Annotated in this window: 13 protein-coding genes; 7 read left to right on the top strand and 6 right to left on the bottom strand. The window is 61.8% G+C overall.

Translation table 11 applies throughout. The features are described from left to right. Nucleotides 1–16 precede the first annotated feature (16 nt). Nucleotides 17–1,405 (top strand): sensor histidine kinase, encoded by a 1,389-nt coding sequence (locus tag HJC04_RS14280; RefSeq protein WP_210628208.1) that lies wholly within the window; start codon nucleotides 17–19, stop codon nucleotides 1,403–1,405. A gap of 2 nt (nucleotides 1,406–1,407) precedes the next feature. Then, a complete protein-coding gene (locus tag HJC04_RS14275) occupies nucleotides 1,408–2,031 on the top strand; it encodes a response regulator transcription factor (RefSeq protein ID WP_210628209.1) in 624 nt (207 codons plus the stop codon). A gap of 48 nt (nucleotides 2,032–2,079) precedes the next feature. Here the strand turns inward: HJC04_RS14275 and HJC04_RS14270 are convergent, their stop codons facing one another. Further along, a complete protein-coding gene (locus HJC04_RS14270) occupies nucleotides 2,080–2,598 on the bottom strand; it encodes a hypothetical protein (RefSeq protein ID WP_210631644.1) in 519 nt (172 codons plus the stop codon). Between the two features lie 293 nt (nucleotides 2,599–2,891). On the opposite strand from HJC04_RS14270, the gene HJC04_RS14265 reads away from it, so the two are divergent. From HJC04_RS14265 to HJC04_RS14245, 5 genes are all read left to right on the top strand, one after another. Beyond that, complete coding sequence (locus tag HJC04_RS14265) at nucleotides 2,892–3,389, top strand: hypothetical protein (protein ID WP_210628210.1); 498 nt, start codon at nucleotides 2,892–2,894, stop codon at nucleotides 3,387–3,389. A 10-nt stretch (nucleotides 3,390–3,399) separates the two neighbouring features. Continuing rightward, complete coding sequence (locus HJC04_RS14260) at nucleotides 3,400–3,801, top strand: GFA family protein (protein ID WP_210628211.1); 402 nt, start codon at nucleotides 3,400–3,402, stop codon at nucleotides 3,799–3,801. A 136-nt stretch (nucleotides 3,802–3,937) separates the two neighbouring features. Further along, complete coding sequence (gene xth, locus HJC04_RS14255) at nucleotides 3,938–4,729, top strand: exodeoxyribonuclease III (RefSeq protein ID WP_221146510.1); 792 nt, start codon at nucleotides 3,938–3,940, stop codon at nucleotides 4,727–4,729. Between the two features lie 77 nt (nucleotides 4,730–4,806). Beyond that, entirely contained in the window at nucleotides 4,807–5,037 is a 231-nt protein-coding gene (locus HJC04_RS14250) for a hypothetical protein (RefSeq protein WP_210628213.1), read from the top strand. Between the two features lie 5 nt (nucleotides 5,038–5,042). Then, nucleotides 5,043–5,225 (top strand): hypothetical protein, encoded by a 183-nt coding sequence (locus tag HJC04_RS14245; RefSeq protein ID WP_210628214.1) that lies wholly within the window; start codon nucleotides 5,043–5,045, stop codon nucleotides 5,223–5,225. 18 nt (nucleotides 5,226–5,243) lie between these two features. On the opposite strand, the gene HJC04_RS14240 is transcribed toward HJC04_RS14245, so the two are convergent. From HJC04_RS14240 to HJC04_RS14220, 5 genes are all read right to left on the bottom strand, one after another. After that, the gene (locus tag HJC04_RS14240) at nucleotides 5,244–7,328 is read right to left on the bottom strand and encodes an FAD-binding protein (RefSeq protein ID WP_221146509.1); all 2,085 of its coding nucleotides are present in this window, start codon (nucleotides 7,326–7,328) and stop codon (nucleotides 5,244–5,246) included. Between the two features lie 13 nt (nucleotides 7,329–7,341). After that, on the bottom strand, nucleotides 7,342–8,511 hold the full coding sequence (locus HJC04_RS14235) for a Gfo/Idh/MocA family protein (RefSeq protein ID WP_210628216.1): 1,170 nt from the start codon (nucleotides 8,509–8,511) through the stop codon (nucleotides 7,342–7,344). 12 nt (nucleotides 8,512–8,523) lie between these two features. Then, nucleotides 8,524–10,179 carry a GMC family oxidoreductase gene (locus HJC04_RS14230; protein ID WP_221146508.1) on the bottom strand — a complete coding sequence of 552 codons (1,656 nt, stop codon included), beginning with the start codon at nucleotides 10,177–10,179 and terminating at the stop codon, nucleotides 8,524–8,526. Nucleotides 10,180–10,188: 9 nt separating this feature from the next. Next, entirely contained in the window at nucleotides 10,189–11,727 is a 1,539-nt protein-coding gene (locus HJC04_RS14225; protein WP_210628218.1) for a GMC oxidoreductase, read from the bottom strand. Nucleotides 11,728–11,743: 16 nt separating this feature from the next. After that, on the bottom strand, nucleotides 11,744–12,498 hold a 755-nt coding region (locus tag HJC04_RS14220), incomplete at its 5' end, for an ABC transporter ATP-binding protein (RefSeq protein WP_221146507.1).

Raw genomic sequence — 12,498 nt, 5'->3', positions numbered from 1 at the left:
TCATGCCGGTATCAAAATGAATTGGCTTCGCCGCTGGAATGCCCGCTCACTCGCCTCGCAATTTTTCATCGCGGGTGGCTTGGTCTCGGTCGCCGCCATGTTTCTGGTGGGCATTCTTGTTACCCATCTGATCGAGGAAGCCGTCATTCATAATTCCGGCGCGGCGACGGCGCTTTACGTCGACAGTGTGGTGGCGCCGCTGCTTCCCGACATGCAAACGGAATCTCTGCTGGACGAAGGCAGCGCTCAGGCTCTCGACGAAACGCTCGGCCAGGGGGCGCTTGGCAGGCGCCTTGTCTCTTTCAGGCTGTGGCGAAACGACGGCACCATCCTCTACTCGAACAACAAGGAACTGGTGGGCCAGAAGTTTCCCCTGAACGCCAAGCTGCAGAAGGCATTCGCCGGCTCGCTCGTTGCGCGCTACGAGATTGCCGATGACCCGGAAAGCGGTACCGAGCGCGCGATCGGCAAGCCGCTGATGGAAATCTACAATCCGGTTCTCCAGCCGTGGTCCGGCCAGGCGGTCGCTGTGCTCGAATTCTACGAGACGGCAGAAGGCCTCGGCGACAGTCTGGCGCACGCGAGGCTGCAGAGTTGGGGGGCCGTCGCCGCTCTCACAGGCATCTTTTTCCTCGTTCTCTCCGCCCTGGTGTTTCGGGGAAGCCGCACGATAGAAGCACAGCGCAGGGATCTCAAGGAACGGGTCAAGGAATTGTCTGCGCTGCTGGCGGAAAATCGCGGGTTGCAGCGGCGGCTGCAGCGCGCCTCGCAGCGCGTGGCGGCGCTGAACGAAACATATCTGCGCAGCATCGGCGCCGATCTTCACGACGGTCCGGCACAGCACATTGCCTATGCTTCACTGCGGCTGGACAGCGACTTATTGATCAACGCATCCACCGAACCCGAAGCACGGGAAAAAGAACTTGCCTGGATACGCTCGAGCCTCGCCGAAGCCATGACGGAAATCCGCAATATCTGCAGTGGCCTGGTGCTCCCGCAGATCGAAAAGTCGTCGATCACCGAGATCGTGCTGCGGGTCGTCGAAGCGCATCGGCACAAGACGGAAACCGTTGTCGAAACGATCATTGACGAGGATGGACCCGAACTCGCCGCTGCCGTAAAGATCTGTATCTATCGCTTCGTTCAGGAAGCCTTGAACAACGCCTATCGCCATGGCGGGGGCGTTCAGCAGACCGTGAAAGCCGTGTCGCACAATGGTCATGTTTGTGTGGCGGTCAGTGATCGTGGCGATGGTTTCGACCCGACGGAGGTGAGGCCGACAAGCCTCGGCCTGGTGGGGCTGCGCGAACGCATCGACAGCCTGGGGGGATCTTTCGATATCGAGACGGGCGAAGGGGGAACGACCGTGACCATGACCTTCGAGCCTATGGAAGCTGGAGACTAGAGATGACACCAATCACCGTCGGGGTCGTGGACGACCACCCGCTTTTTCGCGAGGGCGTAACGCGCAGCTTGTCGGAGATGAGCGACTTCGTGGTCATTGGCGAAGGCGCCAGCAGCGAAGACGCCGCCATGATCGCCTCGAACAACCGCCCCGATGTGATGCTTCTAGATGTTTCGATGCCCGGCGGCGGATTGGCTGCGATCGGCGATGTCCTGGCGCTGAGCCCGTCGACGAAAGTGCTGATGTTGACGGTGTCGGAGGAGGTGGACACGCTGCTCGGAGCCCTGCAGCAGGGCGCGATGGGCTACGTTCTCAAAGGTGTCGGCTCCCGCGGTCTCGCGGAAGCGATTAAAACCGTCCTCAGCGGATCGCGATATGTCTCGCCGACGATGTCGGCGAAGGCGATGGAAAATTCGCTGCAAAACGGAAACTCCGACAAGAACAGTCTGACGCCAAGGGAGCGCGAGGTGATGGATCTCGTCGCCCAGGGTCTGTCAAACAAGCATATCGGCCTGCGCCTCAACCTGCAGGAAAAGACCGTGAAGCACCATATGACACAGATCCTGAGCAAGCTCGGCGCTTCGAACAGGACCGAAGCGGCCCTGCAATGGCGCGAACGGCGATAGCGCCTGGTCGATCTGCGATCCCTACCGCGCCGTTTTCCGCATTCTGCCTCAGCGAAGGAAATTGCTCAGCCGGTTTGCGTCGCCAGCCGTCGCCTGCCTGCTTATGATCGTCCTGCCCTTCGAGTCCTTCATGATATATCGGCCACTGCGAAGGCTTTCGGTGATGCCGTTCGCGTGTCGAACGTTGATCGACCCATCGGTGCCTTCGGTCGCTCTGGCCTTCGATCCTGTCGGCGACGAGGCTGATGAGGAAGAGGATCGGGCGTTGCTGTTGGAGCTTCCACCTGCGCTGCTGCCGGAACCGCCGTTTCCGCCCCCATTGCCACTGCCTCCCCCGTTGCCACTGCCTCCCCCGTTGCCACTGCCTCCCCCGTTGCCACTGCCTCCGCCGTTGCCGCTTCCGCCGCCGTTGCCGTTCCCGTTATTGCCGTCTTTTGCCTCTGCGTGTTTCACCGACAGAACGCGAAGCGAGCCATCGAGATTGATTGTCACAGGCGATGCGGCAACTACCAAGGCCACAGCCGCGCTGCCGCCCAATCTCAGAAAATCCCGTTTCGAGATAGTCAACGCCATTCCCTTGTTCATCCGTTTTTCGCCGTTCCTACGCTTATGGAAGGCCTTGAGGATTTTCGCTTTTCCGAAGCCTAAATGCAACCGGACCTAGGTACTAAGAAAAGGCAGGACTTTGGTCCGGCATGCAGTGGATGCGCCCCCAAGCGATGTCATCACAAATACTGACTCGGCGCGTATATTGTCGACATTGTCGCCGTGGTGTTGCTGGATGAGGCGCAGACGCATTTTTCTGGAACTTCTTTCCTCGTCATCGCTTTGATTATCAAAGTGCAACAGAGGACACCGCGATGCCGAACCCGAATGATTCACCCGCCGTCCAGTCCCTGCGAAAAGAGCAGGCAGAGCAGCGAAAACAGTCCCGAAAGGGTGAACTGGACAAAGCGATCGAAGACACGTTTCCCGCGTCTGATCCTGTTTCCGCCACTCATACCTCCATCCCCGCCGGTCGCAGCGATGTCGAGGCGGCTGAGCGGGTGAAGCGGGAGCCTGATCCGACCGCGCTTGACCAAGACTATCCGCTGGTCGATCAAGCCCTACGCTCCACCGGCCAAATTGCCCGCGCCTCGGACAGATTCGATGCCGACCGCGAGGAACTGCGCGCGCTTCAGAAAGAAGCCGGTCGGATGGCGGAGTCCGCCTCGGAGCTGGCGTCCGGAACAGCCCGTCTGGCAAAGGCGGAAGCTAGGAGTTTCGTCCAGGACATCGAGGATCGGATCCGCCGGCAGCCCCTGACGGCTGCAGCGATCGTCGCCGGCATCGCCTTCGTCTTCGGCGCGACGCGCTGAGAGGACCACGATGGCGAGCCAATGGACCGGCGGCTGCCTGTGCGGATCCTGCCGTTACGAATTCGCCGGCGATCCGCCGCATTCGGGATACTGCCATTGCGACATGTGCAAGAAAGCGACCGGAGGTCCTTTCGCGGTTCTTGTCCAGGCCAAGGTTGAAGATCTCGTCTGGATAAAAGCTTCCCCTGCCGTATACCGATCCTCACCCATTGCGACACGCGGCTTTTGCGGCAAATGCGGAACGCCGCTCTTCCTTCAGTATGACGGCGACGAACTGATCCGCGTGACGGTCGGCTCGCTCGATCGCCCCGACAGGATTCGCCCGGCAGGTCATTACGGCGTGGAGAGCCGGCTTGACTGGGCCAACTGCGGGCGCGGACTACCGGAGGAGGAAACTCAGGAGCGCTTCTGAAGCATGCCGCGCAAAATCATGCTGCGGCTTTGCAGCGCTGACATGCGTTTGAAGTAGACCGGTGACGCGCGACAAGTGAACCTGTTAGATTGCGCCAGCTTCCCGATCTTGCCAGCACCGCTTCGCATGAGCTCTCATGAAAATCGCAACCTACAATGTCAACGGGATCAACGGGCGACTGACCAACCTGCTGCGCTGGCTGAAGGAGGATAGTCCCGATGTCGCCTGCCTTCAGGAACTGAAAACCGACGACGCCAGGTTTCCGCGAAAAGAGCTCGAACGGGCCGGCTACGGCGCGGTCTGGCACGGGCAGCGATCCTGGAACGGTGTCGCGATCCTGGCAAAGGACACGACACCGATCCTGACACGGCGCGGTCTTCCGGGCGATCCTGATGACACCCACAGCCGGTATATCGAAGCCGTCATCGAGGGCATGCTGATCGGATGCCTGTATCTGCCGAACGGCAACCCCTTTCCGAGCGCCAAGTTCGAATACAAGCTTCGCTGGTTCCGTCGCCTGCACGCCTATGCCGCCGAACTGCTCGAAATCGAGGTGCCTTCCATCCTTGCCGGCGATTTCAACGTCATGCCGACGGAGATCGACGTCTACAAGCCGGAGCGCTGGCGAGACGATGCGCTTTTCAGGCCCGAAGTCCGCAAAGCCTATGCCCGGCTCGTCTCCCAGGGTTGGACGGATGCCATCAGGCATCTGCATCCGGACGAGCGCATCTACACCTTCTGGAAATACTGGCGGAACAGTTTTGAGCGTGACGCGGGGCTTCGGATCGACCACTTTCTGCTCAGCCCGACGGTGGCGCCGTGGCTTCGATCTGCGACCGTCCGGCGCAAGCCGCGGGGGTGGGAGCATACGAGCGACCACGCACCCGTCATGATCGAGCTCGATATTGCCGCAGCTGAAGCCGGGTGAGCGGCAATGCCATCGATCGCAGAATATCGGGGAACCTGCGATGCCTGCCGGAGTTTGCCTGCAAAGGAGATTGTCCGATGCGCACGAAGCCCATTTCCGATTCCGTCAAGCTTCCGCCGAAATCGTTGAACGAGGATACTCGGGACGGCGAGTTGCCCGAAGCCAATATCGACGACCAGCGCAAGCCTCCCGTCAGCATGGGCATCAGCCGCGAGGCGGGCGACGGCGTCCCCGGCTCCGACCCTGAGACAAGCCGCGTCGATCAGAAGGGTCGCATTCCTGCCCCGCAATTCTCCAACCGGAAGTGATCGTCATGGGCGAGAGCAAGAACTATCTCAATACCGATGAAATCCGGGCCGACGATCAATTGTCGCCGAAACCGGTCGAAGGAAAAGATCCACCACGGCATGTGCGCAAAAGCGAGGAAGCCGTTGCCGAAGACTCCGACGATACGGAGCGCATCCGGGTTCCGCCAGCGGTCGCCAATCCTGATTGATACGATTACAGCATCGCCTCATTCGCCGCCGTCCAGATCATAGATGCGGCCCGTCAACCAGGCGGGCCAGTCGCGTTCGAAAAAGGATCTGGCGCCTTCGTCCAAATTGCGGTTCGGACGGGTTGAAAGCCTGATCTCATCGCCGTCGAGCCTAACGACGATCTGCTCCTGGCGATGCGCTTCGCTTTCCTTGCGGAAACGATAGTCCTCCAGTGGACCGGCGCTCGCCTGCGGAAGGAATTCGCCCTCCGCATCGCAGATCGCGCGTGCACCCCGACTGCCGCCGCCCCTGCCAATGAAGAAGTCGAGCGCGCTCAGCACCGCTTCCGAGGCGAGCGCCATGTGCCGCCATTGCACACCTCGGACCGCTTCGGCCGCGCGGTCGTGGGCGAGGCCGTTGGCGCGGACTTTGGCGTTCAGCGCCCGCGCTTCGACCAAGGCCTGGCGGACGCTCCTTTGATCGCAGATGATGCCCGCCTTCTCGCTCATGCGCGCCTGCACCGCCGAGCGGACCGCTTTGACGGTGAGCGGGCTTTCAGTCCGCAGCGCGGAGAGGAGATCGGCGATGCCCGCCTCCGCGGCTTCCGGTACCGGTCCTGCGGCAGCCCGCTTCGCCCCGCCGCCGGCGCCGATGTGTTCGGCCACCCTGGTGCCGAAGACCTGTCCGGCATTCAGCGCCGCTCCACCGGGCCGTGTTACCCCATGTGTCCCTGCCGCTTCCCCGACCGCGTAGCAGCCCCTAAGATTGGTGCGGCCCCAGCTATCGACCATGATCCCGCCGTTCATGTGCTGGTTGTTGACCGCGAACTCCAGCGGCTCTGCGGCAATATCGATCTTGTAGCGGCGATAGAGCTCGATCGCGAGCGGGTTCATGTGCTTCAACCGATCGATCGGCATTTCCTGATCGGCGCCAGCCTTGCCGAGATAGAGACGGACGTCCTCGTCCAGCCGTTCCAGGCTGAATGGCAGGTCGCCGGGAACGGGCAGAGGATTACGATTGAAATCCATAAAGACGCGCCGACCCGCTGCGGTCTCACGGTAAATGGCGAGATCGACCAGGCTCGAGCCGAAATCAAGCAGGCGGGTCGCGTGGAACGGCCATTGATAGCCCTTACGGAAGATGTTTGACGCCAGCTCCTGGGTACTTCGATAATATCCCGCCAGGAAATGGTGTTCGGCGCCTTCGCCGTCGACCGAATAAATGTGCGGAATCGCCTGGACATATGTTCCGGACAGATTCCACGGGAATCCCTCCCTGCGCGTTCCAATGCCGAACTGGCTTTCGGTCAGGTTGACGAGTTCCACGCCCGCTTCCAGCGCCAGTCCGAGGGAGCCGAAGCAGCCGTTGGGATAAACGCTGTCGCGATAAAGTTCGCCTGGGCCGCCGGCTGCGAGCACGATCACGTCACTCACGAACAAAGCGATGCCGAGCGGGTTTTCCTGCCTACGGTCCCCGGCGCGCATGACGAGCGTGCCGGTGACGTTACGCTCAGCCCCCTCGCCTTCCATGAGGATCTTGACCGCGGTGGTCTGGTTGTAGAACGGCACGCCCAGTCGGATCGCCTCCTCCGCCAGCACCTTGACCATCAAGCGCGAGGTGCGCGGGCCGCAGCTGGTGGCGCGTCCGACCTCGTCATGGTCGGTCTGATATCTCAGCGTTCCGCCGAGCGGATCCTGGGGCAGCGGCAGCCCCAAGTACTGCAGCGATGCCATCATCCGTGACGAGCCGACCGCTTCGACATAGGCCGTGTCCTCGTCCATCGCGCCGCCGCTGCCGATGGCGCGGGCCATCGCCCGGTAATTGTCGCCCTGGTCGGCCGTGTTCGCGGTGTGGAGGGTTTGCTTGTCGGAGCCAGAGCAGGCCGAGGTTCCGCCCCAAGCGCTTTGGCTGATAATGACGACATCGACGCCGCGCCGCTTCATTTCCACCGCCGCACGCAAACCCGCAGCGCCAGATCCGACGACGACGCAGCCGGCTCGGTAGATCGGTACGTCGATGCCAGCCAGGCGGGCTCGACCGGAAGCAGGCGGCTCCGGCGGAAGCCGCGGCATATCGACATCGGTCAGTGCGTCAAGAATTTCCTGCGGAACATCTATGGTCATCGGCGCGTCACAATCAATTGAGCGGGATATCCACCCAGCGTCTCTGCCGGGAGGACTCCATGCAGGCGTCGACAATCTGGCAGATGTGGTGGCCGGCATCGAATGTCGGCCACATCGGCTTGTTTGCGACGATCGATCTTATGACTTCGGCCACCTCGATGATCTTGCTTTCATTGTAGCCTATGCCGAAATTCGGCAGCGGAAGGAAGGCCCTGAAGGTGGGGTTCTCAGGCCCGACGTCGATCTCGCGAAAGCCCCGGCGTCCGGTGCTGTCGTCGTTGGAGTAAAAACGCAACCGGTTTATCTCGTCATAGGTATAGGCGATGCTGCCTTTCGTTCCGTAGACTTCGTAGGTCTGCATGAATTTGCGGCCGGTGGCGACGCGGCTGAAGTCGACGATGCCGGCGGCGCCGTTTTCGAACCGGCACAGCAGGTTCGTCGCGTCGGGATTGGTGATATCGGCCCAGGCCTCGTTGCCCGACAGTTTCACCTGCTCCCCATAGGCAAGCCCCTCGACGATCGGCCGGCGCGGGGTGACGATGAGATTGTCGGCGATCAGAGAGCTGACGCGGCCGACAAGGAAATCCATAAAGCTGAAGATGTGCGAACCGGTATCGCCGACGATCCCGGTCGGCGCGAGCTTGCCATCGGCGCGCCACATGAACGGTGCTGTGGGATCCCCATACATGTCGACGTGCTGGCAGCCGCGAAACAGCTTGACCTCGCCGATTTCACCGGATTCGATGATCTCTTTCGCCAGATCATGAACGGGGTTTCGGGGAAAGGCGTGTCCGACACGGGTAATGACACCCTTTTCTCTGGCGATCTCGGCCAGCTCCAGCGCTTCGTTAGCGGTATTTGCCAGCGGCTTCTCGCAATAGACATGTTTGCCGGCCAGCAGGGCCGCCTTGGCCACCGGATAGTGCAGATGGTCGGGCAGGCAGATATCGACGAGATCGACTTCGGGATCGGCAACCGCCAGCTTCCAATCCTGGTAGATCCTGGCCCCCGGCGCCCTGTTGCCAATATCCTGCGCTACGTCAGGGTTGCTGTCGACAAGCGCAACGATCCGCGCCGTTCCATCCGACACGCCGAAGAAATGCGGAAAGGTCTGATAGGCCATCGTGTGGACCTTCCCCATCCAGCCAGAGGCGCCAAGCACTGCAACTTTCACTACAGACATTGTCGTTACTCCTTAGCGTATTTCGGCGCGGGCCCGCGGCCTGGTATCATTGCGTTCATAGGCAAAGATCGCCGACGGCAGCGCAGGCAGGCCCCGGATGAGGTCCGATCCCTTTTCGCCGACCATGATCGTCGGCGCGTTGGTGTTGCAGGACGGCACGCGCGGCATGACGGAGGAATCGCAGACCCTCAGGCCTTCGAGGCCGTGCACCTTGAGATCGAGCCCGACAACAGCGTCAGGCCCTGTTCCCATCTTGCAGGTGCCCACCGGATGATGGTCGGTCTTGGCACTGGCGCAGCCATAGTCGAAAAGCTGCTCGTCGGTCATGACCTTCGGTCCCGGCAGCCTTTCGGCCATGACATAGGGTTTCAGCGCCGCCTGCTGCATGATTTCGCGGGCGATCTTGAGCCCCTCCAGTGACATCTTCCTGTCATGGGGATCAGACCAGTAATTGGGATCGATCAAAGGAGCCACAGCGGGATCGGCGGATGAGAGACGCACCGTCCCTCGCGAGCGCGGATGCAGATAGGCCGAGTTGAGCGTGACCCCGGCATTTTTGAGCCGCTCCACGCCTGCTTCGATGCCGGAACCCAGGCCGAGGTGGAACTGAATATCGGGAGACCGTGCGTTAGGATCGGCATACCAGAAGCCGCCGGTCTCGAAGAGCGACGAGGCGACCGGACCGGTGCGGAACAGGACATATTGTATCCCCGCCCAAAGCGTACGGTGCAGCTTCGCGACGCCGTCATAGGTGTGATCGCCGGTGCATTCGGCGATAACGAACAGATCGAGATGGTCCTGAAGATTGCCGCCAACGCCAGGCAGATCATGGAGGGGCTTGACGCCCACCGCAGTCAAATGATCGGCCGGCCCTATGCCGGACTGCAACAGGAGCTTCGGCGATCCGATCGCGCCTGACGAGACCAGGACTTCGCGTTCAGCGCGCACGACCTCCAGGCCGTGTCCGGTGGCGATCTCAACGCCGACCGCGCGGCCTGCCTCCAGCAGGATACGGACGACACGCGCGCCCGTGCGGATCGTCAGATTCTTCCGGTTCCTGATCGGCGAGAGATAGGCAAACGACGCCGACGACCGGCGGCGATTGCGCTGGGTGAGCTGGTAAAATCCGACGCCGGCCTGCTGGCGGCCGTTGAAGTCGTGATTGTAGGGTATTCCAAGCTCCTGTCCCGCGCGGATATAGGCGTCGCAGATCGGCAAGGGTGCAGCCGGCATCGAGACACCCAGCGGACCGCCATAGGCGTGGTAATCGTCGGCGAAACGCTGATTGTCCTCCGCACGTTTGAAATAGGGCAGGATCGAACGGTAGTCCCAGCCCGCGCAGCCATCTTCACTGGCCCAGAGATCATAATCGGCCGCGTTTCCGCGGGTGTAGAGCTGCGCATTGATCGACGAGCCGCCGCCGATGATCTTTGCCTGGGTATAGCGGAGCACCCTGCCCTTCATGTGCTTCTGGGGAACGGTTTCCCATCCCCAGCTGGCGACGCCCTTGGTCATCTTGGCAAAGCCGGCGGGCATGTGGAAAAGAGGATTCCAGTCACCTCCGCCCGCCTCCAGAAGCAGTACCTTGACATCGGGATCTTCGCTGAGGCGGCTCGCAAGAACACAGCCCGCAGGGCCGGCACCGGTGATGATATAGTCGAATCCCATTTTACTGTCCTATTTGAAGCCGGCGCGCGCCAACGGATCTGCCTGTGTCTGCAAGTCTGTCGACGCGATGTGATGGGCAACTCTGAGCGCTTGGCTGGCGACGGTGAGCGCCGGATTGACCGCAGCCGATGTGGGCAGAAACCCGGCGTCGACGACGAAAAGATTGCCGTGATCGTAGGACCGGCAGTATGGATCCAGTGGCGCCGTTGCCGGGTCGTTTCCGATGCGGATCGTTCCGCACTGATGGGACGGCGTGCGTTTGTCGAAGGGTCTGGACAACACGATCGGAAAACCGATCGACCGCAGGATCGCCTTCAGCTTGGCGACCAGCGCAAGATGCGCGTCCCAGTTGGTCCTCTGCCATTTGAGGACGATCCGATCGCCATCGACCATCACGCGGCTTTCGGGATTCGGAACGTCCTCGCTCATCGCATAGAAGTCGATGGCATGGTCCGTCATGAAACGCAGAAGCCATTCCGGCGCCTGCGGCAAAGAGCCCTTAAGGACCTTTTCGGAAATACGCCCCAGCAACTGCACATTGCCGAGCGGCGGTCCGCCCTCCCCGTCCGAGAGATAGAAGTCGTTGAAGGCGAAGGTCTTCTGGTAGACGGCGGTGTTCCTGAAGCGCGGCGAGACTGCTATCACAGCCGAGGCGTTGTGGTTCATGAAGTTGCGGCCCACCTGATCGGAAGAATTGGCGAGCCCCCTCGGGAAGCGGTCGTTTTTCGAACGCAGCAAAAGCACGGATGACTGCACCGCACCGGCGGAAAGGATGACGATCCTGGGCGAGACGGTCAGCGTCTGTCCGTCCTTGACATAGGTGACCCGGTCGATCCGGTTCCCCGCCCCTGTGTCGAGCCGTATCACCCGCGCATTGGTCTCAAGCCGCACGTTCTCGTGTTTCAGCGCCACCGCGAGGGCTGCGGTCTCGGCATCCATCTTGCCGTCTCGTGAATGCGGATGTGCATCCCAGGGCGTACGTGCCTTGGAGAGCCAGGCCTGGAGATCCAGACCGAGCGGCAGCGAAAACGGATGCAGGCCTTTCGCCTTGAGGCGTGCCCTGACTTCGGCGATCGGCGCCTCGTCGGGCACGGGCGGGAATCCGTAGGCAACCGAGTGATGCGGTTCGGTCGGATCTTCGCCAAGAGTGCCGCGGACCTGATACATCAGCTCCGCCTGCGAATACCATGGCTCCAGCTCTTCATAGGGAAAGGGCCAGGCGGGCGAAACGCCTTCCCGATGTTCGATGACCCCGAAATCTTCCTTGCGATAGCGCGACAAGACGGCGCCGTAGAATTTCGAATTGCCGCCGACATTGTAATAGTTGCCGGGGTTGAAGCCCCTGCCGTCCGCCTCGTACCAGGTTTCCTTCGGCCGGAAATGCCCACGCTGGAAGATGGCGCGCTGGTCGCGATTGACTGGAAGATCGGCGATATGCTCGCCGGCCTCGAGGACCAATATCTGCGCACCAGATACAGCCAGGCCGGCAGCGACGGTGGCGCCGCCGACGCCCGAGCCGATGATGACGATGTCTGGTGAACCGCTCATGTCAACACCTTGCCAATCACGCGATGCGGGCCTGACTGTCCGGGTCGAAGAACACAGCCTTGTCGAGATTGAAGGCGAGGCGTGTGTGCTGGCCGGGTGCGATGCCGGCATCGGCGCGCAGTCGGGCGACCACTTCCTTGCCGCCGAGCTTGGTGACGGCGAAGGTGTCGGAGCCGGCGGGTTCGACGACCTCGATCAGGCAGTCGCCTTCGGTGAGCGAGCGGGCATTGCGGTCGGCGCCGTCGGGGTCGGTCAGCGCCTCGGGGCGGATGCCGAAGATCACCTGCCGGCCGGCATAGGAGGAAAGACCGTTGCCGGTCGTTGCGACGGGAAGCCTGAGCGGAGCGGCGTTCGGCCGCTCGAGCGAGACGGCGAGCCCACCGGCGCCGTTTTCGACCGAGGCCTTGACCAGGTTCATCGCTGGTGAACCCATGAAGTCGGCGACGAACATGTTGGCGGGATTGTTGTAGATCTCGGCCGGCGTGCCGAACTGCTGGACGATGCCGTCCTTCATCACGGCGATGCGGGTCGCCAGCGTCATTGCCTCGATCTGGTCGTGGGTGACGTAGACGATGGTCTTGCCGGTCGCCTGATGCAGTCGCTTGATCTCGATGCGCATGTCGACGCGCAGCTTGGCGTCGAGATTGGAGAGCGGTTCGTCGAACAGGAAGAGCTTGGGATCGCGCACCAGCGCCCGGCCCATGGCGACGCGCTGGCGCTGGCCGCCCGACAGCTGGCTCGGCTTGCGGTCGAGCAGATGGCCGATCTGCA

The organism is Rhizobium sp. NLR8a (assembly GCF_019685235.1).
In the GTDB taxonomy this organism is placed as follows: Bacteria; Pseudomonadota; Alphaproteobacteria; order Rhizobiales; family Rhizobiaceae; genus Rhizobium.
This window is presented reverse-complemented; position numbering and strand designations above follow the sequence as displayed.